Origin of the sequence: Streptomyces musisoli (assembly GCF_016741855.1) — a bacterium.
In the GTDB taxonomy this organism is placed as follows: domain Bacteria; phylum Actinomycetota; class Actinomycetes; order Streptomycetales; family Streptomycetaceae; genus Streptomyces; species Streptomyces musisoli.
This window is the reverse complement of record NZ_JAERRH010000024.1, coordinates 54,478-80,033: the sequence shown is the minus strand read 5'-3', so window position 1 is coordinate 80,033 and position 25,556 is coordinate 54,478. Positions and strand designations below refer to the sequence as shown.

Sequence of the window (25,556 nt, the reverse complement as noted above, 5' to 3'; positions counted from 1 at the left end):
CCACGGCCTCACCCCATGGTACGTGGGCTTCGCAGTCGGGGCTCGCCGGGCCGCCTTACCCCTTGCTCGGGCTCGCCGTGACCGCCGCCGACCCCTTCTTCAGAAAACCCATGTCCTCGTACACCGGCGTCTGGAATCCGAAGGCCCCCGCGTTGACCAGGTTCTTCCGTGCCGCCACCAGCTGGGGGCGCTGGTAGAGCGGGATCGAGCCGGCGGCGGCCCAGATGCGGGAGTCCGCCTTTCTGATCACATCCCGCGCCTCGTCCTCGTCCAGTGTGGTCGCGGCCTCGTCGAAGAGCTGGTCGACCTGGTCCGTACCGACCCGCGTGTAGTTCTGCTCGACGTTCACCGAGCCGTCCGCCGCCGGCACGGGCTTGGCGTAGACGGGCCGGGCGTCGGTCGCCGGGAAGGCGGAGGAGGGCCAGGAGTACAGGGCAAGGTCGTAGTCGCCGGCGGCGATGTGGTCCTTGAAGTAGCTCTCGTCCGAGACCTTGGTGATCGTCGCGCGGATGCCGACCTGCTCCAGCATCGCGGAGATCCGCTCGGCGACCGAGTTCAGGGTGTCCGAGCCGGGCCCGGAGGGCAGGACGAAGCGCAGCGCGAGCGGCTTGCCGTCCTTGGCGAGCGGCCCGGCCGGCGCGGCGGCCGGTGCGGCCGTGCCCTTGGGCGCGTACGCGCCGGGCGCGCCGCCGTGCTTGCCCTCCTGCGCGAGGTCCCGGTCGGTGTGCTCGCTTCCACCGTCGGGGCTCTCGTGGTGCTTGCCCTTGCCGTCGCGGCCGCCCTCGCGGTCCTTGTCGTCCTCCCCGACGATGTACTCGCCGTCCTTGCCGCCGTTGGACACGTCCTTGCCGTGGCTCTCGGGGCCGGCCGCCTTCTCCCCCTTCTTCTGCTCCTTGAGCGGGCCGCCGCGCACCCAGCCGGCGTCGGCGAGCAGTGCCTGGGCCTCCTGCGGGTTCTGGTCGCCGAGGGCGCCGCTGTTGTCGGCGTAGGCGGCCTGCCCGGACAGGGCGAGGTGGCTGCCGACCGGGACGGCGGGCAGTCCCAGCGGGGTGAGGACCAGCCGCGCCAGTTCCGTGCGGTCCAGGGCGCGGGCGACGGCCCGGCGGACCCGTTCGTCGGCGAGGGGGCCCGTGGAGCCGTTGAGGGCGAGCTGGGTGTAGGCCGGCTCCAGGGACTTGCGGACCTCGACGTCACGCAGCGCCTGCTGCTGCTCCAGGTACCGGGCGATGGCCTTGCCGAGCTTCTTCTTGCCTGCGTGCACCTCGTCGGAGTCGAAGCCGTGCGCGAGCGCCCAGGAGCGCAGCTTCTTCACCGACTTCCGGCCCGCGCCCTGCAGCGGGGTGCCGGTGCCCTTCTCGCGGTTGGCGAGCCCGATCCGCTGGGCGTCGGTGGAGTCGATCTCGGCGAGGTCCGCGCTGCCGTCGGCGAGTGCGGCGGCGCGCTTGTCGCGGGCCACGGCGTGCAGCACGATCTCGTTCAGCTTGGCGGGCCTGCCCCACCAGCGCGGGTTGCGGGTGAGCACCACGTCCTTCTTGGCGGTGTCGACCTTCGCCACCTTGAAGGGCCCGGCGGTGACCTTCAGCTTGCGGCGGGCGCCGTCGTTGAAGGCGTCCGGGGTGCCCATGACGTCCTTCGGGTACAGCGGGGAGAACAGGGACCGCCAGTCGGCGTAGGGCCGGGAGAAGGTGACCCGGACCTGGAGGTCGCTGTCGCCGCGCTCGATCCCGGCGATGCGGTCGTAGCCGGCGTTGCGGGCGGTCCAGTAGGCGCCGTTCTTTCCGGACAGGGCGCGCCACTGGGCCACGAAGTCGGCGGCGCCGATCTCCCGTCCGTCGCTCCAGACGGCCTGCTGGTTCAGCTTGTACAGCACGACCTGGCGCGGCTCGGTCTCGATGACCTTGGCCGACTCCAGGTAGGCGGGATCGGCCACCGGGCGGCCGTTCGCGTCGAGCCGGAACATCGAGGGCAGCACGGCCTGGGCGACCCGGCCGGTGCCGGCGTCGGCGTCGGCCTGGAAGGTGTTCAGGGTCTCCGGCAGGGCGTCCACGGCCCACTTCAGGGTGCCGCCGTCGGCGACCAGGTCCCGGGCGACCGGGGCGATGTCCTGCCCGGCGAGGGGTTTGCTGGGCTCCTCGTCGGAGCCGCAGCCGGAGAGCAGCGGCACGGCGAGCGCGCCGGCGGTGAGGAAGGCGAGGCTCCGCCGCAGGTGGCGCGGCCGGGAGGGCGGTGCCGTGCCGTCCTGTGTCCGCGGCGGGGCCGAGGGCGGCAGCGCGCCGCGCAGGGGCCGCTCGCCGATGCGGGCCCGCGCCCCATGGGGGTGCTGCCCCGGTGTGACCGCATGGGGGCCGACGCCGTCGTAGGACATCTCTGCTACCTCCGGGGAGCCGCGGGCTTTATGCTCACTTTTGTCGGTATATGGAACTGATCACGTTTGGCGGTATATGGAGCTGATCAGATCTATGCGGCCACTGAAGAGGAAAGGATCCGGCAACGGTGGGCGACACGGCGACAACAGGCCGTAAACCCACCCGTGCGGCGCAACACACCGGGCGGTACACCCGTACGCCCCGGCCAATCGCTGCACATCCCTTCACATAGGCAGGTGTGGGGCGCAACACTCCAAGGCGCATGAACGTTGCCGCCCACGGCCCGCCGGACCCACGGAAACGAGGGCAAGTCATGTCCGTGCACGACGACATCAACGCCGTACAGCGCTGTCTCGACGAACTGCACCGGTCACTGGGCCGCCTGGAGCACCAGCTCGGCGGCGGCGGCCTGGAGATACGTCGGGTCCGGCTGGACGCCGACCATCTGCGCGAAAGCCTGGCACTGCTGCGGGAGGCCGCCGCCGCACCGGCCGCGCCGCACCGGCCCGACCTCGTCACCATCTCCGACGCGCCCTACGACATCAGTCTGTGGACGGACTCGGACGACGAGGGCCTCGGCGCCCGCGACCGCCGCGCTCCCTGAACCCCCCGACCGACCGGAGTCCCCTTTGGCTACTGGTACGGAACCCCAGCAGAACACCGGAGGCGTACGCGCCGGCAGGCGCGCCGCGATCGCCGCCCCGCACCTGCGGACCGACCGCTGGTGGCTGGCGCCCGCCGTCACCGCGGCCGGTCTGTTCGCCTTCGTCGTCTACTCGACCTGGCGGGCCTTCGCCAACGCGGACTACTACGCGGCGCCGTACGTCTCGCCGTTCTACTCGCCCTGCCTGGCGGAGAACTGCCGGACCATGCACGCCGGGCCCAACGCCGGCCTGTTCGGCGGCTGGTGGGGCATCTCACCCGCGATCATCATCCTGATCTTCCCGCTCGGCTTCCGCCTGACCTGCTACTACTACCGCAAGGCGTACTACCGCGCCTTCTGGGCGTCGCCGCCCGCCTGCGCCGTGGCCGAGCCGCACCGCACGTACACCGGCGAGACCCGCTTCCCGCTGATCCTCCAGAACATCCACCGGTACTTCTTCTACGCCGCCCTGCTGGTGGCCGGCGTGCTGACGTACGACACCGTGCTGGCCTTCCGGGACCAGCACTACCGGTGGGGGCACATGGGCCTCGGCACCCTGGTCTTCCTGGCCAACATCGTGCTGATCTGGGCCTACACCGTCTCCTGCCACTCCTGCCGGCACATCGTCGGCGGCAAGCTCAAGCATTTCTCCAGGCACCCCGTGCGCTACCGGGCATGGCGGTTCGTCGGCACGCTCAACGCCCGTCACATGCAGCTGGCCTGGGCCTCGCTGCTGAGCGTGGCACTCGCCGACTTCTACGTGTACCTGGTCGCGTCCGGGGCCTTCGACGATCCGCGCTTCTTCTAGTGATCTAGTGAAGAGGGACTGATAGATGTCCGTGGTCGACCGTCAGGAGTGGGACGTCGTCGTGGTCGGTGCCGGCGGCGCCGGGCTGCGGGCCGCGATCGAGGCGCGCGAGCGGGGTGCCCGTACGGCGGTGATCTGCAAATCCCTGTTCGGCAAGGCGCACACGGTGATGGCCGAGGGCGGCATCGCGGCGGCCATGGCCAACGTCAACGAGCGTGACTCCTGGCAGGTGCACTTCCGCGACACGATGCGCGGCGGCAAGTTCCTGAACCAGTGGCGGATGGCCGAGCTGCTCGCGCACGAGGCCCCGGACCGGGTGTGGGAGCTGGAGACCTGGGGCGCGCTGTTCGACCGGACGAAGGACGGCCGGATCTCGCAGCGGAACTTCGGCGGCCACGAGTACCCGCGTCTCGCCCACGTCGGCGACCGCACCGGCCTGGAACTGATCCGCACGCTCCAGCAGGAGATCGTCGTGCTCCAGCAGGAGGACTTCGAGGAGACCGGGGAGTACGAGTCCCGGCTGAAGGTCTTCCAGGAGTGCACGGTCACCCGGATCCTGAAGGACGGCGGGCCGAGCGGGACGGGGGGCACCCCGGCCGAGGGCCCGGGGAGGGTCTCGGGCGTCTTCGCCTACGAGCGGGAGAGCGGCCGCTTCTTCGTCCTGGAGGCGCCCGCCGTGGTCCTCGCGACCGGCGGCATCGGCAAGTCCTTCAAGGTCACCTCCAACTCCTGGGAGTACACGGGCGACGGCCACGCGCTGGCGCTGCTGGCGGGCGCACCGCTGATGAACATGGAGTTCGTGCAGTTCCACCCCACCGGCATGGCCTGGCCGCCTTCGGTGAAGGGCATCCTCGTCACCGAGTCGGTGCGCGGCGACGGCGGGGTGCTCATGAACTCCGAGGGCAAGCGGTTCATGTTCGACTACATCCCGGACGTCTTCAAGGAGAAGTACGCCGAGTCGGAGGAGGAGGCCGACCGGTGGTACGAGGACCCCGACAACAACCGCCGGCCGCCGGAGCTGCTCCCCCGCGACGAGGTGGCCCGCGCGATCAACGCCGAGGTGAAGGAGGGCCGGGGCTCACCGCACGGCGGGGTGTTCCTCGACGTCTCCACCCGCATGCCCGCCGAGGTGATCCGGCGCCGGCTGCCGTCCATGTACCACCAGTTCAAGGAGCTGGCGGACGTCGACATCACCGCGGAGGCGATGGAGGTCGGACCGACCTGCCACTACGTGATGGGCGGCGTCGCGGTCGACTCGGACACGGCGGCGGCGCGCGGGGTGCCGGGCCTGTACGCGGCCGGCGAGGTGGCGGGCGGCATGCACGGCTCCAACCGGCTCGGCGGCAACTCCCTCTCCGACCTGCTGGTGTTCGGCCGCCGGGCCGGCTGGCACGCGGCCGAGTACGCCGAGGCGTCGGCAGGACGGCGCCCACCGGTGGACGACAGCCAGATCGACATGGCCGCGGCGGAGGCGCTGCGCCCCTTCTCCGCGGAGAGGGAGGGCGAGGCGGGCCCGCCGGAGAACGCCTACACCCTGCACCAGGAACTCCAGCAGGCGATGAACGACCTGGTCGGCATCATCCGCCGCGAGGGTGAGATGGAGCAGGCCCTGCACAAGCTCGCCGAACTGCGGGTGCGGGCCCGCCGGGCCGGCGTGGAGGGCCACCGCCAGTTCAACCCCGGCTGGCACCTCGCCCTGGACCTCAGGAACATGCTGCTGGTCAGCGAGTGCGTGGCCCGGGCCGCGCTGGAGCGCACCGAGTCGCGCGGCGGGCACACCCGCGAGGACCATCCGACGATGGACCGCGCCTGGCGCAATGTGAGCCTGCTCTGCGCCCTCGCCGACCCCACCGGCGGCCTCGCGGCGACCGACCCCGCCCGGGGCCAGATCCGGCTCACCCGCGAGACCACCGACCCCATCCGCCCGGACCTGCTCGCCCTCTTCGAGAAGGAGGAGCTGGTCAAGTACCTCGCCGAAGAGGAGCTGTACGAGTGAGCAGCTACGAAGCCCGCCTCAAGGTGTGGCGGGGCGACGAACAGGGCGGCGGCCTGCGGGACTTCACGGTCGAGGTGAACGACGGCGAGGTGGTCCTGGACATCGTCCACCGCCTCCAGGCCACCCAGGCCCCCGACCTGGCCGTGCGCTGGAACTGCAAGGCGGGCAAGTGCGGTTCCTGCTCGGCGGAGATCAACGGCCGCCCGCGGCTGATGTGCATGACCCGCATGTCGGTCTTCGACCGCGCCGAGACGATCACGATCACCCCGCTGCGGGCCTTCCCGGTGATCCGGGACCTGGTGACGGACGTCGGCTTCAACTACCAGAAGGCACGGGAGGTCCCGGCCTTCGTGCCGCCCGCCGGGCTGGGTCCGGGCGAGTACCGCATGGCCCAGGAGGACGTGGACCGCTCGCAGGAGTTCCGCAAGTGCATCGAGTGCTTCCTGTGCCAGGACACCTGCCATGTGGTGCGCGACCACGAGGAGAACAAGCAGGCGTTCGCGGGGCCGCGGTTCCTGATGCGGATCGCCGAACTCGACATGCATCCGCTGGACGCGGCCGCCGAGAGGGGCCTGGACCGCGGGCGCACCGCCCAGGACGAGCACGGCCTCGGCTACTGCAACATCACCAAGTGCTGCACGGAGGTCTGCCCCGAGGGCATCAAGATCACCGACAATGCCCTGATCCCCATGAAGGAACGGGCGGTCGACCGCAAGTACGACCCGCTGGTGTGGCTGGGCTCGAAGATCAGGAGGCGCACCCCGTGAGGGACAGCGCCTGCCCCAGGTTGTACTCCGCGATGCCGCGCATGAACTCCGGTCGCGGGAAGTCCCCGTCGAGCAGCCGCAGCGGACCGGCGACGAGGTTCAGGTGCATCGCCAGCCGGTACAGCCGCAGCCGGTCCTCGTCCAGCCCGGGGGCGCGCAGGCCGGCGTAGTGCGGGCCGAAGCGCAGCCGCAGGAAGACGTGCTCCCATTCGGGGTCGAAGTACATCAGCCCTTCGATGTCGATCAGGGCGGGCCGGCCCGCGTCGTCCAGCAGGACGTGGTCCGGCCCGAGTTCGCCGTGGACGAGGCCGTGCCCGGCGCGCGGCCGCACCTCGCCGGCCAGTGAGCGCACCCCTTCCTCCAGCCGCGCCCGGGCGGCGGCCGCACGCGGGTCGCGCAGCGCGGTCTCGGCGATGTCGGACAGGGCGCGCTCGGTGACGAGCCGGGCGCAGGAATCGCCGTACGCGGTGCCGCCGCGGTCGACCAGGGCGACCTTGCCGTGGCCGGCGGAGCGGCAGTCGCGCAGCAGACGCAGGGCCTCGGCGAGCTGCCGCAGCGCCGGGCCGGCCGCGTCCGGGTCCCGGCGCAGGGCCTCTTCCAGACTGCCGCCGGACAGGTCCTCGACGACGGCCGCGCCCGCCGCCTCGTCCACGTGGAGCAGGCGCGGGGTGCGGACACCGACGGCCGCGAGGCGGTCGTGGGAGGCGGTGAACAGGCCGAGTCCGGAGGCGTGGGAGAAGGGGTCGCGGGGGTCGGCGTCGGGCTGGTCCCAGTAGTCCTCGTCCGGCGACCAGACGTAGGCGACGGCGGTGCGGGAATCGTCGAGGTGGAGCCGGTAGACGCCCTTCTTGGAGCCGCCGCGCAGCCGGGTGACGGCCGCCAGGGTGCGGTGGCGGCCCAGGGCGGCGCGGGCGAGGGGCGCCAGGTCGGCGACGGTCCGGTGCTGTCGTACGGGGGTCACCGGACCCAGTCTGGCGCAGCGGCCCCGGTCAGCGGACCCAGTTCTCCCGGTAGGCCCGCCAGTCCTCCTCCGTGGCCGCGAAGTCGACGTACAGGGCGACGCCGAAGCGGGCGCGGCCGGCGTCCGTGCGGGACAGGCCGAGGCGGACGCCGCGCACGGCGGCCGGGACGGTCTCGGCGTGCGCCCAGTGGCCGAACCGGTTCTCGTGGTAGAAGGGCAGGCCCATCAGCAGGTCGGTGCCGTCCGGGGTGACCTCCAGGGCGAGACTGGTCTGCTGGGCCACATAACCGCCGTACAGACTCTGGAGCGGCTGCATGGTGTCGTACGACATGACGGCGATCTGGTCCACGCGGCGGGCCACCTGCCCGAAGTACGCCTGCGACCACCACTTGGGGTGGCCGGTGGTGGTGCCCCAGAAGGAGTGGAAGGCCGGCAGCGGGTCGATCTGGTGGGCGGCGACGGAGAGGACGGCGCCCCGGGCGTGGGTGAGCCGGCGCAGGTCGTCGAGGAGGCGGAGGTAGTCGCGGTCGCCGGAGTGCAGGGGCTCCAGGTCGAAGTGCGCGCCCTGGAAGCCGGCGGCGAGGACGGCGCGGGTGGAGGCGAGGATCGCGGTGCGGGTGGCCGGGCGGTCCAGGCGCAGCCCGTCGGGGCCTTCGCCGGCCAGCTTGTCCCCGAGCCAGGCCTGCACGCGGACGTCCGGCAGTTCCCGGTGGACGGCGGTGATCAGCCACCGCGCCTTGGGGTAGTCCGACGCGGGGAGGGTGCCGTCGTGCTCCAGGGGACCCGAGTGGACGTAGAGGTCCCGGATGCCGGTGGCGCGCAGCCGGCGGGCGAGGGCCTTGACGTCCCGGTCGGTCTTCCGGCCGTCCACCCAGGCGTGGCCCAGCCAGAGGGCGTCCTGGTGCCGGGTGCGGGTGCCGGGGGCCGGGTCGCCGGTGTAGTTGAGGCGGAGGGCCGTCTCGGCGGTGAGGACCGGGAGCAGGAGGAGGGCGAGGACGGCGGTGGTGAGCCGGAGGATCCGCCGCCGTAGGGAGCGGGGCTTCGACGCCGGAACCGGACGGCCGACGGCCACCTCCCCAACACCGGACCGATCCACGCCCGCCGGGTCCGCGTGCGCCGGGTCCGCGTGCGCCGGGTCCGCGTCTGCCGGGTCTGCGTGCGCCGGGTCGGCTTCCGTCGGGTCCGCGTCCGCCGGGTCCGGTTTCGTCGGGTCCGCTTCCGCCGGGTTGGCTTTCGTCGGGTCCGCGTGCGTCGAGTCCGTGTCCGACCGGTCTGGGCCCGGCTGGCTTCCGTCCGTGCGGTCCGCGTGCGTGCGGTCTGCTTCCGTCGGGCTTCCGTCCGTCTGGATCTCGTCCGCCTGGACTTCCTCCGTCCGGTCTTCGTCGGCTCGGCTCTGTGCCGCCTGGCCGTCGTCCGTCCGGCCTTCTTCCGCCCGGTCTGCCCCCGTCCGGTTTTCACCGGCCCGGCTCTGCTCCGCCCGGTCTTCCTCCGCCCGGTTCCCGTCGGTCCCGTTGTCGTCGGTCCGGTTCTCGCCGGCCCGATTCTCGTCGGTCCGGTTCTCGCCGGCTCGGTTCTGCTTCTCCCGGCCGTCGTCCGTCCGGTTCTCGTCCATTCCGCCCCCCTGTGCGCCTGCTCCCCCACCCGTATCCGCCCCGCTCGCGGAGCCGTCTACCTGCCCATACGCTCCGAAATGTGACGTCCTCCCTGATCCGGGGCCGGCCCCGGCGTGCCACGGCACACATACGGATGCGGGTGGCGCATGCCGTGCTGGGCACCCTGGCGGGGGCCGGGTGGCTGGCGTTGCCGGTGATGACGGTCGAAGCCCATGATCCGGTTCCCGCGGCTCCGGTCGGCGCGGTGGCGAGCGCCGCCGCCCCGCTGCAGGACGGGACGTCGGCGGCCGACCTCGTGATGCCGCTCGTCGCCGGGGTCGCGGCCGTGGCGCTGGCCGGATACGGCTATGTACGGCGCACCCGGCGGGCCCGCACCCGGACCACCCCGGGAACCGTCTCGGCACACCCGCGCGTGCCCAGCCCGACCGACTCCGAACGGCAGGCCCGGGCGGCACTGCGCCTGGCCGACGACTGCGTGCGGTCCAGCCGGGAGGAACTCTCCTTCGTCCGGGAGCGGTTCGGGGACAAGTGGACCGAGCCGTTCACACAGGCGCTGCGGGCCGCCGAGACCGAGCTGTCGGCGGCGTTCGCGATCTGGCGGCAGTACGAGGCCGGCGTACCGGAGGAGGCGAGCGCCCGCCGCCAGGCGCTGGCCGGGGTGATCGGCCGGTGCGCGGAGGCGGGGCGCCGGCTGGACGCGGAGTCCGCGGCGCTGGATCGGATGCGGGGGTTCGTCGCGGACGAACCGGGCGCCGGCGGGGAAGGGCGCGTCGCGAGCGCGGACGCGGATGTACACGCCGCGGACGTGGGAGGAGCCGGAGCGGGTCCGGAGGCGGCGAAGGAGCGGGCCGACGCGGCGCCGGAAGTGGCGAAGGAGCGGGCCGACGCGGCGCCGGAAGCGGTGAAGGAAGAAGTCGGCGCGACGCCGGAAGTGGCGAAGGAGCTGGGCAGCGCGACGCCGGGAGTGGCGAAGAAGCGGGGCGACGCGGTGCCGGAGGTGGCCGGGGAAGGAACCGGTGCGGCGCCGGCGGTGGCGGTGGGGGGGATCGGCGGGGCGCTGCTGGTGGCCGAGGGACGGTTCCGGGAGCTGGCGGCGCGGGTGGTGACGGCGCAGCGCACCCTGGCGGCCCTCCACGAGTCGTACGCGCCCTCTGCCGCCGGTTCCGTCACGGGCTTTGTCGAACAGGCCAAGGACCGGCTGGTGTTCGCCACCGCCCGGCTCAACGCCGCCCGCCAGGCCGCCGACGCGGGCGACTCGCGGCGGGCCGCGCGGCAGCTGCGCGCAGGTGAGGGCGCGGTGGCCCAGGCCGGGGTGCTGGTGGGCGGGGTGGAACGGCTCGCCGCGCAGTTGCGGGAGGCGGCCGAACTGGTGCCGGCCGTGTCGGCCGGTGCGGAGGCGGACCTGGCCCGCGTGCGCGGCGGGGCCGAGGGGACCTCACTGACCCCGGGTGAGCTGCACGCCCGGCTGGCCCACGTCGACGGCGTGCTGGCCGCGGTGCGCGCGGAGCTGAGCGGCGGGGCGTACGACCCGATGGACGCGCTGCGCCGGATCACCCGCGCCGTCGAGCGGCTGGAGGGGGCCGGCTCCGGGGTGCCCGACACCGCGGCGCTGCTCGTGGCGCGGAGTTCCGTGGCCGGGGCGGAGGAGTTCGTCGGGGTGCACCGGGGGGCGGTGGACGCGGAGGCCCGGGCGCGGCTGGCGGAGGCGGTACGGGAGCTGGGAGCGGGGAACGCCGGCCGGGCCGATGCCGTGGCCGGGGAGGCCCGGGAACTGGCCGAGCGGGACGTACGGGCGCACGGCACCCCTTATGTGGGGGCCACAGGGGACACGACCGGGCTCGCCGGTACCGGTGCGGACAGGGCCGGGTTCGCCGGTGCGGTGCTCGGCGGCATCCTGCTGGCCGAGGAGGCGGACGGCGGTCCCCCGGCCGGCTTCGGCGGCCCCCGTACCCGCTCCCGCCACCACGCCTGACCGACGCCCCCGCCTTCGACGAGCCCACCACTCGGCAGACCGGGACGATCCCTCCCGGCGTTTCTCGGCACCCGAGTCGGGCGGGTCGCCGGCGTGAGTAACCGGGGCGGTGGGCCGGGCCAAGTGGACGAGCCGGGTGTGTCAGCCCGAGTGGGAAGGAGTCGACAGCCCAAGGCGATTGGCCGGACAGGTGGACGGCGCGGACGAGCCCAGGCGAGTCGAGGGCGGGTGGATGGACGGCGCGGACGAGCCCAGACAAGCAACCACAGCAGCTGGACGGCGCAGACGAGCAACCACAGCAGCTGAGCGGCGCGGACGGGCCCAGACGAGTCGAGGGCGGGTGGATGGACGGCGCAGACGAGCCCAGGAAAGTCGAGGGCGGGTGGGTGGGCGGTGTGGCGGGTGGGGCGGGGTCAGAAGAGGCTCAGTAGGGCTTCGGCCGGGTCGGTGAGGCCGCCCTCGCCGCCCGGCAGGGGCAGTTCGAACCACACCGTCTTGCCGCGCGGCGTCCGCCGGGAGCCCCAGGCCGCGCTGAGCAGTCCGACCAACTGGAGCCCCCGTCCGCCCTCGTCGGTGTCCCGGGCCCGCCGGCGCCGCGGCTGGACCAGCCCGGAGTCCCACACCTCGCAGACCAGCGTGCGGTCCAGCAGCAGCCGTAGCCGGATGTCCCCCTCCCCGTACCGCAGCGCGTTCGTCACCAGCTCGCTGACCAGCAGCTCCGTCGTGTCGACCAGCGGCTCCAGGTCCCAGGACTGAAGCCGGCCGCGGGCGTACTCACGGGCCCGGCCCACACTGCGCGGCTCGCGGGGCAGGGTCCAGTCGCCCACGGAGTCGGCGGGCAGTCCCTGCACACGGGCCATCAGCAGGGCGATGTCGTCCTCGCCGTGGTGGGTGTCGAGGGTGTTGAGGACGTGGTCGCAGACGTCCTCCAGGGGCCTGGAGGGATCCGTCAGCGCGCCCACGAAGGCCTGGAGGCCCTCGTCCAGCGGATGGTCGCGGGATTCGACCAGGCCGTCCGTGTAGAGGGCCAGCAGCGCGCCCTCCGGCAGTTCGACCTCGACATCCTCGAACGGCTCGCCCCCCACGCCGAGCGGCATGCCGGGCGGCACGTCCAGCATCAGCGCCGCCTCGCCGGGCTCGACGAGGACCGGCGGCAGATGGCCGGCGTTGGCGAACGTACATCGTCTGGTGACGGAGTCGTACACGGCGTACACGCACGTCGCCAGGTACACCTCGGAGAGGTCGGCGTCCCGGGGCTGACGGGCGGTACGGGTGGCCTGCTGGACACCGCCCGGCGTGCCGAGTCCGCGCGCGATCTCGTCCAGCGCCGACAGCACCTCGGCCGGTTCCAGGTCGAGCAGCGCCAGGGTGCGTACGGCCGTGCGGAGTTCGCCCATCGCCACCGCCGCGCGCAGGCCCCGGCCCATCACGTCCCCGACGACCAGCGCCGTACGGTGGCCGGGGAGTTCGATGACGTCGAACCAGTCGCCGCCCACCTCCGTCGCCGCGTTGCCGGGCAGGTAGCGGCAGGCGATGTCCAGGCCGGACGCCTCGGGGTCGCCCGGCGGGAGCAGGGACCGTTGCAGTATCAGCGCCCGTTCGTGTTCCCTGCGGTAGAGGCGCGCGTTGTCGATGCAGACGGCGGCGCGCGCGGCCAGCTCGACCGCGAGGTCCCGGTCCCGCTCGCCGAACGGCTCGCTGCCCTTCGTACGGGAGAACTGCGCGAGTCCCACGACCGTGTCGTGGGCGACCATCGGCACGGCCAGCGTGGACTGCACGAGCCCGCCCTCCTCGGCGGGCACGTGCTGCGGGCGGGCCGTGCGCAGGGCGTCCGCGCAGGGCGAGTTGAACGGGAAGTGGTGGACCGCGCCGACATCGACGGGCTGCCCGGACCCGAGGAACGGGGCGCCGGAGACGGCGCTGGCGAAGGCGACGCGGCGCAGTTCGGCGCTGCCGTCGGCGAGACCGGGCGGGGTCTCGTCGCCGGCCAGCAGGCCCTGGTAGAGGTCGACGGTGGCCAGGTCGCAGAAGCCGGGGACGACCACGTCGAGGAGTTCGCGGGCCGTGGTCTCCAGGTCGAGCGAGTTCCCTATGCGGGCACCGGCCTCGTTGAGCAGCGCCAGGTTGCGCCGGGCGGCGGCGGCCTCGCGGGCCGCGGCCCGGCGGGCGGTGATGTCGGTGCCGAGCCAGGCGATGCCGATGGGCCGGCCGCTGCCGCTGTGCACGCGGTACAGGTTGACGGACCAGTGCCGGCGCTCCTCGGAGCCCGGGACGAATCCGGTGACGTGCATGTCGGTGATGGACTCGCCGGACTCCAGCACCCGTCGCAGGGTGGCCGAAACCCGATCGGCCTCGCCGCGCGGCAGATAGTCGTGAACTCCCTTGCCCCGGTGGTCGTCCGGGGTGCCGCCGAAGATGGAGGCGAACCGCATGTTGGCCCGGCGGACCCGCAAGTCGGTGTCGATCAGCAGGAATCCGAAGGGGGACTGGCCGAAGATCGCCTGGGAGGCGGCGAGATCGGTCTCGATGCTGCGCAGCGTGCGGACGTCCACGACGATGCAGACGGCGGCCTTGTCGCCTTCCGCGGTGCGCGTCGGCATGACGTAGACCTCGGCCAGCCCCTCCTCGCCACGCGAGCCGTCCGGCCGGTCCGGCATCCGGAAGGGCACCACGCCGGTCCACTCGCGCCCGTCGAGGATTTCGGCCATCTTCCGCTGCCCGCGGCCGCGCAGATCGGGGTCGATGAAAGCCTCTATGGGGTCCATGCCGACGGCGCGTGCGGCGGGGATGCCGAAGAGCTGCTCGGCGCGCAGGCTCCACTGGTCGACGAGCCCGCCGGGACTGATGGAGAAGGACGCGACCCTGATGTAGTCGTAGATCGAACCGGGCGGACTGCTCTGCCACATGGCGTCGCCGGGCGCCGCGGCAGCCTCCGCGGCCTGACTCCTCGCGCCGTCCGACGGGTCCTCGGACTCCGTGGCCTTCGCTGGTATCTCGCTCACGCGAACCGTCCCCTCCAGCTCACCGCGCCCGGCACCGGTCACCGGCAGCGGCTGCCCGCAGTATCCAGCACTACGGTGCCGCACGACACGGTGTTCACGATCACAGCTCGGTCCAGGTGTTTTTCGGACCGGTCCGTGACAACACTTCCACTCTTCTAACCAGGGAACACACCGCCGAATCACGCTTCGCCGGACCGCGTGCGCCCCCGGCGCGCACGATGGACGGGCCGTCGACGGCTGTACACCCCCGTGCCCCGCGGGTGTTCCGGCCTCAGCCCGGCACCGCCAGCTCGAACCAGACGGTCTTTCCGCTCCTGCCGGGCCGGGTGCCCCAGCGGCGCGACGAGCCGGCGACCAGCTGGAGGCCGCGCCCGCTCTCGTCCTCGGGGTTCGCGACACGTTCGCGCGGCGGGTCCGGGAGGGGGTCGGAGACTTCCACCCGCAGCGTGTCGTCGAGCGCGCCGGGACGGACCAGCCGTACGCCGATGGGACCGGTGGCGTGCCGCAGCGAGTTGGTGACCAGCTCGCTGACCAGCAGCGCGGCGAGATCGGCGAGGCAGTCCAGGTCCCAGCCGTGCAACTGGCCCCGGACCGCCGCACGGGCGGCGCGCACGGCGCCCGGCTCCGCCGGAAACGTCCACTCGGCGCAGTCACCATCGGTGTCGATCACGCCGATCACTTCCCAGGCCAGCGGAGCCCACCCATGTCCGATTTCATGGGGTTAATGGGCACATACCCGATATCCCGTGGGCAGTACCGCACCAGAGGGCGCACTGTGGCACGAACGGCGTACGGGGTGCTCGGCGGATCAGGGGTGAGCCCCCCGAACCCCGGTCACCACCCCGGTTGCGCCCACCCGCCACCCGGATCGGCCGACCGGGAGGCGGCCCGGCCGTCCGCCTCGGCCGGGAAGGTCTTCTCGATCTCGCGCACCGCCGGCACGTCCTGGTCCAGCCATGGCACGTCCCACAGCTCCGCCGGCGTCAGCCAGCGCAGGTCGTCATGGTCCTGGAGGGGCCGGGGCGAGGGTGAGCCCGGGCGCAGGCGGGCGGTCCACACGTGCAGGACGTACGGCGTCCGCAGCGGATACTCCCCCGGCACGCGCCCGACCGGCTCGGCGTCGATGCCCAGTTCCTCGCACAGTTCACGCACCAGGGCATCCTCGGGCCGCTCTCCCGGCTCGACCTTGCCGCCGGGCAGCTCCCAGCGCCCTGCCAGGTCCGCGGGCGCGCTGCGGCGCGCGGCGAGCAGCCGGCCGCCGTCGAGCAGGGCGGCTCCCACCACCACGATCGGATCCCGTCCGGAAGTCGTGCGTGTCATGGAGCGGAGCCTACGGGAGCCCGCAGTCGGTCGGTTCTGCGTGCCGCCGTGGCCGGTCAGTTCTGCGTGCCGTCCCCGTTCTGGCCGATGCGCTCGACCCAGTAGAGCTGCTCGTGTCCCCGGTCGTCGAGACTGTCGGCGATCTTCTGCGCCTCCGCGCGGGTCGCGTACCGGCCGACGCGGTAGCGATTGCCGTTGTCGTCCTGCCGTATCACGATCCAGGGCAGCGAGACCGTGCCCTCACTCATGGCCCCCACCGCCCGCATCCCTTCTCGCACCGCCCCACCCGCTTCCCCCGCCTAAGGAAACCGCAATCCGCATATGCCCGAGCGTACGCCCAACCTTTACGCTGCGAATACGGCTTTTCACAAAGAGGTACGCAACCAGCCAGAACGCCGGGGGCGCACGGGACCGAATGCGCCGTCGCGAACTCCCCTGCCTCACCTCGGGGGCGTGCCGGGGGTAACCAGGGTCACCTGCGAGAACGGCCGGATTGCGGCGGCCCGCAAGGGCGCCGGCGAGGGGGCGGAGACGGGTCCGGGCGCGCCCGAGGCGCGTCAGGGTGTGCGCTACCTCACGCGAGGGGGCGCACACGGTGCCGTCGGGGCGGTGCGCCGGCCCGGCCGGCTCACTTGACGGGCAGGTGGTAGGCGACCCGGTAGCGGTCGGCCGGGATCACCACGTCGGCGGTCTCGACCGGACGCCCGGAGGCGAAGTACGTGCGCTGGACGACCACGACCACATGGCCGGGGACGCCGCCGAGCAGGTGCAGTTCCTCGGCGAGGCCGGGGCGGGCGCCGACCTCCTCGGTGACGTTGTCCACGATGACGTCGATGGCCCGCATGCGCTCGACCACGCCCATCCCGCCCAGCGGGCCCTCCTCGGGGAGCATCACCGGGGTGCGGCCGGTCACGGCGAGGGGCTCCCAGGAGGTGGAGAGCATCATCGGCTCGCCGTTCTCGCGGAACAGGTACTTGGTGCGCATGACCCGGTCGCCGGTGTGGATCGCGAGCCGCTCGGCGATGACCGCGCCGGCGTCGGTCTGCTCACTGCTGGACTCCCAGGTGCCGCGCACCGCGGCGTCGGCCTGCTCCTGCCGGAAGGGGGTGGCGCCGCCGGCCGGACGGTACCCGGAGCGGGACACCCGCCGGGGCACGGGCCGTTCGCGCACATAGGTCCCCGAGCCGGAGCGGCCCTCGACCAGCCCCTCGGCCATCAGCACCTTGCGGGCCTCCAGCGCGACGGTGTCGGAGACGCCGTACTCCTCGCGGATGCGCGCCTGCGAGGGCAGCCGGGTGTGGGGCGGGAGTGAACCGTCGACGATCTTCTTGCGGAGATCACCCGCGACGCGCAGGTACGCCGGCTGCTCACCGAAAGTCACTGGCCGCTCCCATCAGGTTGTACAGACAGCAACAGCCTGGCAACCGTGGGTTGTGCCGTGCAAGTGAAGGCCAGAGAATCACTCGATGTGATGACTTGCGGGTGGGGAAGGCTTTACCCAGGCACTTTCTCTCCCTTATAGACGCTCCTCACACCTCGCGCGCTCACACCCGCATCCCGGCGGGCAGGCGCCGCCCGTCAGCCGGAAGGCGGCGGACGCCTCCCCGCCGCGTGGGCCGTCCCGGCCGGGATGCGGGGATATGGGCACCGGTACCGTGCTCTTGGAGCGGGCGGCGGCCACAGGGCCGGCGGCCGGGCCGGCGGCCGGACCGACCTACGAGCGGCCGCATGCCGAGCAGGGCACGAACGGGGGCGGAATGCGGGTGGAGACCCAGACGGACGGACGGGCGGGCAGTTCGGCGGTCGGGGCGGTGAACGCCCTCGCCGCCCGGTGGGCGGCGACCGTCCAGGACGGCACGGCCTTCTCGGCCGCCGGCGTCTGGCCCCTGCTGGCCTTCCTCGCCGACGGCGCGGCGGGACCGGCGCGGGCGGAGCTGGCCGGTGCGCTGGGGATGCTCGCCGAACAGGCGGCCGGTGCCGCCCGGGACCTGCTGGCCGGGCTCGCGTCGGTGTCCGGCCTGGACGCGGCGCTCGGCCTGTGGGCGCACCACGGGCTGCCCCTGCGGGAGGAGTGGCGGGCCGGGCTCCCGGCCGGCACCCACGGGGTGTTCGGGGACGACCTCGTCACCGCGCAGGAGCGGCTGGACGCGTGGGCGGCCGAGCGGACCGGCGGGCTGGTCGAGCGCATGCCGGTGACGCTGACCCGGGAGGCGCGGATGGTGCTGGCCAGTGCGCTCGCGCTGCGCACGGAGTGGCGGCAGCCGTTCTCCGAGGGGCCGCTGCGGCCCGATGCGGGCCCCTGGCAGGGCCGGACCCTGCGCGGTCTGCGCCGGCGCAGCGTGCGGCCGGACCGGGTGGGGGTGGCGGGCACCGCGGACGGCTTCGTCACCGCGCTGACGGTGCCCGGGGACAACGGCATCGACGTCCACCTGGTGCTGGGTGAGGAGCGGATGACGCCCGGTCAGGTGCTGGCGGCCGGGGTGGGCATCGTGGAGCGCAGCCTTCCGCTGTCCGGGGGCGGCGCGCTGCCGCACGGGCACGTGGGCCCCGGCCTGCACGTGGAGCAGCAGCCGGCCCTCGAGCCCGAGCCGAAGACGCTGGACGTGCGGACGGTGGCGTTCGAGGTGCGGGCCGACCACGGTCTGCTCGGCCTGCCCGGCCTGTTCGGCCTCACGACGGCGGCGGACGTCCGCGCCGGCCACTTCCCGGGCATCAGCGCCTACCCGCTGGCCGTCGGAGAGGCCCGCCAGTCGGCCGTGGCCCAGTTCGGCGCGCTCGGCTTCCGGGCGGCGGCGGTGACGGCGGTCATGCCCCGGGCGGCCGCCGGGGTCCCGGAGTACCGCTACGAGACCACCGTCGTCCGCGTCGCCTTCGACCGCCCCTTCGGCTTCCTCGCCGCCGACCGCGACTCCCGTCTCGTGCTGATGGCGGGCTGGGTCACGGAACCTGCGCCGTACCCCGTGGGAGCCCTGCGACGGGCCGTTCCGCCCCCGCCGCCCCGGGCCGGCTGAACGCGAGCCGGCGTACGCACCCGGGGGCGCCGTCGCGGGCCCGGTGTCTCCGCGAAGCTGCCGCCCGGACCGCCGGTGCCGGCCCGGCTCCGTCCCTACCGTCGAGTCCCGTATCGAACAGCAGACTTGGGAAGGAGCACAGATGAACAAGGGACTTCGTACGGCGGCCGCGGCGGCGGCGCTGGTCACCGGACTCGTCACGGCGGCCGCCGCGCCCGCGCCCGCGGCCACCCGGCATGAGCGGATCACCTCGCAGGAGCAGCTGGCGGCGAGCATCGCCAAGGCCGTCGCCACCGAGAAGGCGAACGGCGCCGTCACCGACGGCGTCACCGGCGGCATCGTCGCCGACAGCGGCAAGTCGGGCGTCCACCCGGCCGCCTGCTAGGGGCCCGGAGGTGAGCACCGTGGACGGTTCCGCGGGGCGACGGCCCCTCGACTGGTGTCCCTCCGGCGACGCGAGCCGCCCGGAGAGCGTGGTCCTCGGCGTCCGGTCCGGGGACGGGGGTGAGGTGGTCTACCTGGCCGATCCGGTTCCGGCGGCCGAGGTCCTGGGCAGCATCCCGGAGGGGATCTCCCCGCACCGGGTACTGCGGTTCGCCTCGCACTGCGTGTCGGACTGCGCGAACCGGGTGGGCGAGGCGTGCGGTCTGATCGAGCGCATCCGGGCCGTGCCGGCGAAGGCCGAGGCCGCGTCCGCGGCCGTGCCACGGTGCCACCTGCGTCCGCACTGCAAGTGGTGGAACCAGGTCGGTGTCGAGGGCTGCCACCGCTGTCCCGCCGTCGTCACCCTCAACCCGCCCGACGACGAGCTGAACGTTCTCGTCGCCAACCCCGAGACCACCTTGGAACAGTTGGAGAGCTGGATGGCCGCGGCGGAGTGATCCGTCCGGCGCACGCGGACGAGAACGGGCCCCGGGCCGGGCGAACCGGCACGGGGCCCGGCTCGTTGTCAGGTACCTCAGGAGAGAGGATTCTCATGGACGACTGGATTCGGCGTTTCCACCCCGCCCCCGACGCCCCCGCCCGGCTGCTGTGCTTCCCGCACGCCGGCGGGGCGGCCGGTGCCTACCACGCCCTGTCGGCGGCGGTCGCCGGACCGCTGGAGCCCCTGGTGGTGCAGTACCCGGGCCGGCACGACCGGTTCGCGGAGCCGTTCGCCGAGCGGATCGGCGACGTCGTGGACGCCGTCCTGGACGCGCTGCCCGCGGATCCGGCGGGCAGGCCGCTCGCGCTGTTCGGGCACAGCATGGGCGCGCTCGTGGCGTTCGAGACGGCCAGGGTGCTCCAGGCGCGGGGCCGGGCGCCCGTCGCGCTGTTCGTGTCGGGTCGCGGCGGGCCCTCGCTGCCGATCACGATGCCGTGGTCGGGGGTGCCCTCGGACGACGACCTGCTGGGCGAGCTGCGGCGGCTGGCCGGTACGGACGACAGCCTGCTGGCCGACCCGATGCTGCTGGAGCTGGCGCTGCCCACCCTGCGCGCGGACTACGCGATGCTGTCCGCCTACTCCTACCGGCCCGGCCCCCGGCTGCGCTGCCCGGTGGTGGCGCTGACGGGGGACGCCGATCCGCGGGTGCCGCCGGCGGAGGTGCCGGTCTGGCAGCAGGAGACGGAGGGCGAGTTCACCACGCATGTGCTGGCCGGCGGGCACTTCTACCTGGACGATCACCTGCCGACCGTGGCCCGGGTGCTGACGTCGGTTCCCGTGCGCTCGTGAGGCGGCGAGAAGGGGGCCGGTGGTGGCCACCGGCCCCCTTCTGCCATGTCCTCCTGCCCTCACGCGTTCTCGAACTCGCCGAGCAGCGCGTCCAGCGCGTCGTCCGGCTCCCGGGCCTCCACGATCCGCCGGGCCAGCTCGTCGAGCGTCAGCTCCTCCAGGAACAGGGTGAGCGGCACGTCGATGCCGAAGTCGTCGCGCAGGCAGCCGACCAGGTGGACGGCGGCGAGGGAGTCGCCGCCGGCCGCGAAGTACGTCATGGCGAGGTCACCGGTGCCGGCCAGGCCGAGCGTCTCGACGAGCAGGGCGCGGACGGACACGTCCAGGCCGTCGCCCGCCTCAGGCGCCGGGGAGGCCGGGTTCTCGTCCTGGGACGCCTGCTCCCGGGACGCCGGTGCCGTCGCCGGGCCGTGCTCGCCGTAGCTCTCCCCGCCGAACGGGTACGTCGGCAGCGAGACCCGGCGGCCCCGGCGCGGCCAGGGCAGCCGTTCGTCCCGCAGCCACGCCTCCCCGATCGCGCGCAGGTCGTCCGCGGCGGCCGGAGCCGACACCGGGCTGCCTTCCGCGAGTTCGCCGAGGCGGATCGCGGCCTCCTCGCGGTCGGCGGCCAGCACGTAGGCGCGGACGGCGAGGGGGGTGCGGCCGAAGCGGAGGGTGTGCGCGGTGTCGGCGAGGCTGGGGGCGTCCGGGGCGCGCAGGGCGGTGGCCAGGCGGCCGGCGAGGGCCTTGAGGGCGTCCCCGGTGTGGGCGGACAGGAGCAGCACCTCCGGGCCCGGCGTCCCGGTGTCCCGGGAGCGGGGCGGGGCCTGCTCCAGCACGACGTGGACGTTCGTGCCGCCGATGCCGACCGAGCTGACGCCGGCCCGGCGGGGGCCGTACTCGGGCTCGGGCCAGTCCTCGGCCTCGGTGACGACGTGGAACGGGGAGTCGCCCAGGACGAGTTCGGGGTGCGGCCGGCCGGCTCCGGCGGTCGGGGCGATGACCGCGTGCTCCAGCATGAGGACGGTCTTGACGACCCCGGCCACGCCCGCGGCCGCGTCCAGGTGGCCGATGTTCGCCTTCACCGAGCCCAGACCGATGGAGCCGGTGCCGAGGGCGCCCTTGAACGCGGCGGTCGCGGCGGTCGCCTCGATGCGGTCGCCCAGCTCGGTGGCCGTGCCGTGTGCCTCCAGGTACTGGGCGTCGGCCGGGTCGAGGCCCGCCGTCGTCCAGGCCTCCACGATGGCGGCGGTCTGCTGGTCGACTCCGGGGGCGGTGAAGCCGACGCGGGCGGCGCCGTCGTTGGTGACGGCGCTGCCGCGGATGACCGCCCGGACGGGGTCGCCGTCGGCGAGCGCGTCGGCGAGGCGGCGCAGCACGACCACGCCGACGCCGTTGCCGGGCACGGTGCCGCCGGACGCCTGGTCGAAGGGGCGGCAGCGGCCGTCGGGCGAGAAGATCCCGCCCTGGTAGTGGACGTATCCGCGCCTGCGGACGGTGTCGACGGCGACGCCGCCGGCCAGCGCGGTGTCGCAGTCGCCGAGGAGCAGGGCCTGGCAGGCGAGGTGGATCGCGGTCAGGGAGGTGGAGCAGGCGGTCTGGACGGTGAGGCTCGGGCCGTCGAGGCCGAGGCGGTAGGAGATCCAGGGGGCGAGGAACTCGCGGTCGGTGAGGATGCGCACCTGGAGCGCGCCGATCTGCGCGGCGAGCGCGGGGTCGGTCTGGGCGGCCAGCATGTGCGCGGTGACGCCGCCGCCGACGTAGACGCCGGTGCGGCGCGGGGCGGCGAGGGGGTCGTACCCGGCGTCCTCCAGGGCGGACCAGGCGGTCTGGAGGAGCAGCCGGTGCTGTGGGTCGAGGGCGGCGGCCTCGGTGCGGTTGAAGCCGAAGAGGGATGCCTCGAAGCGGTCGGCGTCGGCGAGGACGCCCTTGGACGGCACGTAGTCGCGGCCGCGGACCTGGGCCGGATCGGCACCGTCGGCGAGGAGTTCCTCCTCGGTGAAGTCGGTGATGGAGGTGACGCCGCCGAGGAGGTTCGCCCAGTACGTGTCGAGGTCGGGGGCGCCGGGGAAACGGCCGTTCATGCCGACGACGGCGATGGCGGAGTCGAGGGCCTCGGGGGCTGCGGTGTCGGTCATCGGAGTGTGCCTTTCCGGGAGCGGAGTCGTCGGGCTGCGGTGCGCCGGTGGTGCCGCTCCCGGCCGCGGGCGGCTGAGTCGGCGGGGTCGGCGGAGTCGTCGGCGTCGGCGGGGTCCGCCGCGCGGGCCTGGTCGAGGCGGGCGGCGAGGGAGGTGACGGTGGGGTGGCGGAACAGGTCGACCAGGGTGAGCCCGCCGTCCGCACCGGCCTCGCGCAGCGCCGCCAGCACGCGCAGCAGGCGCACCGAGTTGCCGCCGAGGTCGAAGAAGTTGTCGTGGACGCCGACCCGGTCCGTGGCCAGGAGGCGTGCCCACAGGTCCGCGACCAGCCGCTCGGTGGCGGTCCCGCCGGACGCCGCACCGGTGTCCGGGGTGCGGCGGGTGACGTCCGGCTCCGGCAGCCGGGAGCGGTCGATCTTGCCGTTGCCGTTGAGCGGCAGCGCCTCGAGGTGGACGAACAGCTCGGGGAGCATGAAGGCCGGCAGCCGCTCGGCGAGGTGGGCGCGGAGGGCGTCGTCGGCTGGTGGGGCGGCTCCCTCGCGGCACACCACGTAGGCGGCGAGCCGCTGTTCGTCGCCGGTGCCGCGGACGGCCGCCGCCGCGATCCGCACGTCCGGGTGGGCGGCCAGCAGCGACTCGATCTCGCCCAGCTCGATGCGCACCCCGCGCAGCTTGACCTGGAGGTCGCTGCGGCCCAGGTAGGTCAGCGCGCCGTGCGCGTCGACGCGTCCGAGGTCGCCGCTGCGGTACATGCGGGTGCCGGGGGCGCCGTAGGGGTCGGCGACGAACCGCTCGGCGGTCAGGCCGGGTTGCTCGATGTAGCCGCGGGCGAGACCGGCGCCGGTGATGTAGATCTCGCCGGTGACGCCGACGGGGACGGGGCGCAGCCACTCGTCCAGGACGTAGAAACGGCTGCCCGCGACCGAGCGGCCGAGCACGACGGGTTCGCCGGGGGTCAGGTCGGCCGTGTGGGAGTAGACGGAGACCTCGCTCGGGCCGTAGGCGTTCACGATGCGCCGGCCGGGTTCGTGCAGCCGCTCGACGAGTTCGGCGGGGCAGGACTCGCCGCCGACCGCGACGGTGCGCAGGTCGGGCAGCTGTCCCCGGACGTCGGGCAGCAGCATGGCGGCGGACGGCGGCAGGAAGACGTAGGTGATGCGGGAGTCGCGCAGCCGGTGCAGCAGTCCCTCGCCGATCCGTTCGTCCTCGGTCGGGACATGCAGTTCGGCGCCCGCGACCCAGGGGAAGAACAGGTCGGAGACGGCCACGTCGAAGCCGAACGCGACGAACTGGAGGACCCGGTCGTCGGCCGTCACCGGGAACGAGTGGCGGACGGCCGTGGTCAGGTTGACCAGGGAGCGGTGCTCGACGGCCACGCCCTTGGGGCGGCCGGTGGAGCCGGAGGTGAACAGGACGTAGGCGAGGTCGCGGGCGCCGGGGGCCGGGCCGTCGGTGACGGGCGCCGGCTCGGCCGGGCCGGTGCGGTCGACGCGCAGACAGGGCACGCCGAGTTCCGCGGCCCGCTCGGCGGTGGCCTCTGCGGTCAGCAGCAGGCCGGCGCCGGAGCAGTCGAGCATGTAGCGCAGGCGGTCGTCCGGGTGGGCGCGGTCGAGGGGCACGTAGGCGCCGCCCGCCCGCAGCACCGCGAGCGCGGCGATGCCCTGGTCCGCCGAGCGGGGCAGGAGCAGTCCGACCCGGCTGCCCGGGCGTACTCCGGCGGCCCGCAGCCGGGCCGCCAGCGTGTCGGCACGCTCCAGGAGCCGGCGGTAGCTCAGCCTCTCCTCGCCGTGCACCAGCGCGGTGGCGTCCGGGCGGGCCGCCGCGACCTCGGCGATCAGGTCGGGGACCAGACGGTCGGCGGGGGCGGCTTCGCGGAGCCGGTCGCTCTGGGCGACGAGCAGCCGCCGCTCGTCCTCGGCGACCGGGGCGAGGGTGGAGAGCGGGGCGTCGGGGTCGGTGAGGAGGGCGTCCAGGAGGACCGTGAAGGTGCGGGTCCAGCGGCGCACGGTCGCCGTCTCGAACAGGTCGCCGCGGTGGATGAACTGGGCGGCCAGGTCCTCGCCCCAGCGCTCCACGTGCAGATGGAAGTCGAACTTCGCGGTGTCCAGGTCGACTGCGAGCCGTCGCGTGCCGGCCCCGGCGAGGTCCAGGGTGAGGGCGGTGTCGTCGTCGTAGGAGAAGACGACCTGGACCACCGGGTCGTGGCCGGTCTCGCGGACCGGGGCGAGGGCGTCCACCACCGCCTCGAACGGGGCGTCCTGGTGCGCGGCGGCGGCCCGCAGGGCGGTGCGGACACGGGCGGTCAGCTCGTGGAAGGAAGGGTCGCCGCTCACGTCGACGCGCAGGGCCAGGGTGCCGGCGAGCATGCCGACGGTGTGCTGGAGGTCGGGGTGCTCGCGGCCGGACACCGGGTAGCCGATGACGAGGTCGTCGCGGCCGGAGAGCCGGGCGAGGAAGGCGGCGTAGGCGGCGAACAGCGCCATGAAGGGCGTCGCCCCGCGGGCACCGGCCGCCTCGGCGAGGCGGGCCCGGGTGGCGGCCGGCAGCGGGAAGCGCGCGGTGCCGCCGTCCGCGGAGCGCACGGCGGGCCGCGGACGGTCCGTGGGCAGCTCCAGGGTGGCGGGCGCGCCGCGCAGCGCCTCCACCCAGTGCCGCACGGCCGTGTCGTACTCCCCCGCCGCCCGGCGTTCGCGCTGCCAGACCGCGAAGTCCGGGAACTGGAGGGGCCGGCCCGGTGGGCTGTGTGGCCGTCCGGCCGCTTCGTCCCGGTAGGCGGCGCCCAACTCGTCCAGCATGATGCCGAGCGACCAGCCGTCGCAGACCAGGTGGTGGGCTACGAGCAGCACGCGGTGGGTGCCGTCGTCGACGGCGTACACGGTGCAGCGCAGCAGGGGCCCGGTGGCCGGGTCGAAGGGGCGGGCGGCCTCCTGCCGCAGCAGCATGTCCACCCGGCCGGCCGGGACCGCGTCCTCGACGGTGAGCGCGGCGCCGCCGGCGGCCCGCACGAGCTGGCTCTGCGTGCCGTCCGGTGCGGTGCGGAAGACGGTGCGCAGCGACTCGTGCCGGGCCACCAGCGTGTCCAGGGCACGGCCGAACGCGGCGACGTCGAAGGGGCCGGTCACGGCGAAGGCGGCCGGCACGTTGTACTGCGCGGTGCCCGGGTTCAGCTGGTCGAGGACGAGCAGCCGGCTCTGTGCGTCGGAGACGGGGAACTCGTACTCCTCGTCGGCGGCCGGCTGGTCGAGGGCAAGGGTGTCGCTGGTCAT

At 73.9% G+C, this 25,556-nt stretch carries 19 protein-coding genes; 9 read left to right on the top strand and 10 right to left on the bottom strand.

What is annotated here, in order from left to right:
• Window positions 1-55: 55 nt before the first annotated feature.
• Window positions 56-2,365 (bottom strand): ABC transporter family substrate-binding protein, encoded by a 2,310-nt coding sequence (locus JK361_RS35575; RefSeq protein WP_201826330.1) that lies wholly within the window; start codon window positions 2,363-2,365, stop codon window positions 56-58.
• A 314-nt stretch (window positions 2,366-2,679) separates the two neighbouring features.
• Between JK361_RS35575 and JK361_RS35570 the strand changes: the two genes are divergently transcribed.
• Genes JK361_RS35570 through JK361_RS35555 form a run of 4 tightly spaced genes read left to right on the top strand, consistent with a single transcriptional unit; the run spans window position 2,680 to window position 6,580 of the window.
• Window positions 2,680-2,970, top strand: a complete 291-nt coding sequence (locus JK361_RS35570) for an Rv0250c family protein (RefSeq protein WP_201826328.1) — start codon at window positions 2,680-2,682, stop codon at window positions 2,968-2,970.
• Between the two features lie 25 nt (window positions 2,971-2,995).
• Window positions 2,996-3,817 (top strand): succinate dehydrogenase subunit SdhC, encoded by an 822-nt coding sequence (gene sdhC, locus JK361_RS35565; protein WP_201826326.1) that lies wholly within the window; start codon window positions 2,996-2,998, stop codon window positions 3,815-3,817.
• Between the two features lie 25 nt (window positions 3,818-3,842).
• Window positions 3,843-5,813, top strand: coding sequence for a fumarate reductase/succinate dehydrogenase flavoprotein subunit (locus JK361_RS35560; RefSeq protein ID WP_201826324.1), 1,971 nt, complete (start codon window positions 3,843-3,845; stop codon window positions 5,811-5,813).
• Window positions 5,810-6,580 (top strand): succinate dehydrogenase/fumarate reductase iron-sulfur subunit, encoded by a 771-nt coding sequence (locus tag JK361_RS35555; RefSeq protein ID WP_201826322.1) that lies wholly within the window; start codon window positions 5,810-5,812, stop codon window positions 6,578-6,580. The genes JK361_RS35560 and JK361_RS35555 overlap by 4 nt, the downstream gene beginning before the upstream one ends.
• On the opposite strand, the gene JK361_RS35550 is transcribed toward JK361_RS35555, so the two are convergent.
• Complete coding sequence (locus JK361_RS35550) at window positions 6,561-7,541, bottom strand: phosphotransferase (RefSeq protein ID WP_201826320.1); 981 nt, start codon at window positions 7,539-7,541, stop codon at window positions 6,561-6,563. The genes JK361_RS35555 and JK361_RS35550 overlap by 20 nt on opposite strands.
• Window positions 7,542-7,569: 28 nt before the next feature.
• Window positions 7,570-8,613 carry a hypothetical protein gene (locus tag JK361_RS35545; protein ID WP_307787404.1) on the bottom strand — a complete coding sequence of 348 codons (1,044 nt, stop codon included), beginning with the start codon at window positions 8,611-8,613 and terminating at the stop codon, window positions 7,570-7,572.
• 620 nt (window positions 8,614-9,233) lie between these two features.
• On the opposite strand from JK361_RS35545, the gene JK361_RS41720 reads away from it, so the two are divergent.
• Entirely contained in the window at window positions 9,234-11,126 is a 1,893-nt protein-coding gene (locus JK361_RS41720; RefSeq protein ID WP_307787403.1) for a hypothetical protein, read from the top strand.
• 413 nt (window positions 11,127-11,539) lie between these two features.
• Here the strand turns inward: JK361_RS41720 and JK361_RS35535 are convergent, their stop codons facing one another.
• From JK361_RS35535 to JK361_RS35515, 5 genes are all read right to left on the bottom strand, one after another.
• On the bottom strand, window positions 11,540-14,128 hold the full coding sequence (locus JK361_RS35535; protein WP_201826318.1) for a SpoIIE family protein phosphatase: 2,589 nt from the start codon (window positions 14,126-14,128) through the stop codon (window positions 11,540-11,542).
• Window positions 14,129-14,399: 271 nt separating this feature from the next.
• Window positions 14,400-14,807 (bottom strand): ATP-binding protein, encoded by a 408-nt coding sequence (locus JK361_RS35530; protein WP_251094783.1) that lies wholly within the window; start codon window positions 14,805-14,807, stop codon window positions 14,400-14,402.
• Between the two features lie 155 nt (window positions 14,808-14,962).
• On the bottom strand, window positions 14,963-15,448 hold the full coding sequence (locus JK361_RS35525) for a (deoxy)nucleoside triphosphate pyrophosphohydrolase (protein WP_201826316.1): 486 nt from the start codon (window positions 15,446-15,448) through the stop codon (window positions 14,963-14,965).
• Window positions 15,449-15,504: 56 nt separating this feature from the next.
• A complete protein-coding gene (locus tag JK361_RS35520; protein ID WP_201826314.1) occupies window positions 15,505-15,696 on the bottom strand; it encodes an SPOR domain-containing protein in 192 nt (63 codons plus the stop codon).
• Between the two features lie 380 nt (window positions 15,697-16,076).
• Window positions 16,077-16,829 (bottom strand): GntR family transcriptional regulator, encoded by a 753-nt coding sequence (locus JK361_RS35515; RefSeq protein ID WP_201826312.1) that lies wholly within the window; start codon window positions 16,827-16,829, stop codon window positions 16,077-16,079.
• A gap of 376 nt (window positions 16,830-17,205) precedes the next feature.
• On the opposite strand from JK361_RS35515, the gene JK361_RS35510 reads away from it, so the two are divergent.
• From JK361_RS35510 to JK361_RS35495, 4 genes are all read left to right on the top strand, one after another.
• Window positions 17,206-18,459: a serpin family protein gene (locus JK361_RS35510; RefSeq protein ID WP_201826353.1), complete on the top strand. Its 1,254-nt coding sequence runs from the start codon at window positions 17,206-17,208 to the stop codon at window positions 18,457-18,459.
• Window positions 18,460-18,601: 142 nt separating this feature from the next.
• On the top strand, window positions 18,602-18,844 hold the full coding sequence (locus JK361_RS35505) for a hypothetical protein (RefSeq protein ID WP_201826310.1): 243 nt from the start codon (window positions 18,602-18,604) through the stop codon (window positions 18,842-18,844).
• Window positions 18,845-18,854: 10 nt separating this feature from the next.
• Entirely contained in the window at window positions 18,855-19,340 is a 486-nt protein-coding gene (locus JK361_RS35500; protein ID WP_236054168.1) for a hypothetical protein, read from the top strand.
• A 95-nt stretch (window positions 19,341-19,435) separates the two neighbouring features.
• Window positions 19,436-20,173, top strand: a complete 738-nt coding sequence (locus JK361_RS35495) for a thioesterase II family protein (protein ID WP_201826308.1) — start codon at window positions 19,436-19,438, stop codon at window positions 20,171-20,173.
• Window positions 20,174-20,232: 59 nt separating this feature from the next.
• Here the strand turns inward: JK361_RS35495 and JK361_RS35490 are convergent, their stop codons facing one another.
• Window positions 20,233-22,290 carry a beta-ketoacyl synthase N-terminal-like domain-containing protein gene (locus JK361_RS35490; RefSeq protein ID WP_201826306.1) on the bottom strand — a complete coding sequence of 686 codons (2,058 nt, stop codon included), beginning with the start codon at window positions 22,288-22,290 and terminating at the stop codon, window positions 20,233-20,235.
• A complete protein-coding gene (locus tag JK361_RS35485; protein WP_201826305.1) occupies window positions 22,287-25,556 on the bottom strand; it encodes a non-ribosomal peptide synthetase in 3,270 nt (1,089 codons plus the stop codon). The genes JK361_RS35490 and JK361_RS35485 overlap by 4 nt, the downstream gene beginning before the upstream one ends.

Coding starts and splice junctions, on each gene's coding strand:
- JK361_RS35505 (WP_201826310.1), top strand. CDS start 18,602: ATGAACAAGGGACTTCGTACGGCGGCCGCGGCGGCGGCGCTGGTCACC.
- JK361_RS35520 (WP_201826314.1), bottom strand. CDS start 15,696: ATGAGTGAGGGCACGGTCTCGCTGCCCTGGATCGTGATACGGCAGGAC.
- JK361_RS35495 (WP_201826308.1), top strand. CDS start 19,436: ATGGACGACTGGATTCGGCGTTTCCACCCCGCCCCCGACGCCCCCGCC.
- JK361_RS35525 (WP_201826316.1), bottom strand. CDS start 15,448: ATGACACGCACGACTTCCGGACGGGATCCGATCGTGGTGGTGGGAGCC.
- JK361_RS35510 (WP_201826353.1), top strand. CDS start 17,206: ATGCGGGTGGAGACCCAGACGGACGGACGGGCGGGCAGTTCGGCGGTC.
- JK361_RS35560 (WP_201826324.1), top strand. CDS start 3,843: ATGTCCGTGGTCGACCGTCAGGAGTGGGACGTCGTCGTGGTCGGTGCC.
- JK361_RS35570 (WP_201826328.1), top strand. CDS start 2,680: ATGTCCGTGCACGACGACATCAACGCCGTACAGCGCTGTCTCGACGAA.
- JK361_RS35575 (WP_201826330.1), bottom strand. CDS start 2,365: ATGTCCTACGACGGCGTCGGCCCCCATGCGGTCACACCGGGGCAGCAC.
- JK361_RS35485 (WP_201826305.1), bottom strand. CDS start 25,556: ATGACCAGCGACACCCTTGCCCTCGACCAGCCGGCCGCCGACGAGGAG.
- JK361_RS35490 (WP_201826306.1), bottom strand. CDS start 22,290: ATGACCGACACCGCAGCCCCCGAGGCCCTCGACTCCGCCATCGCCGTC.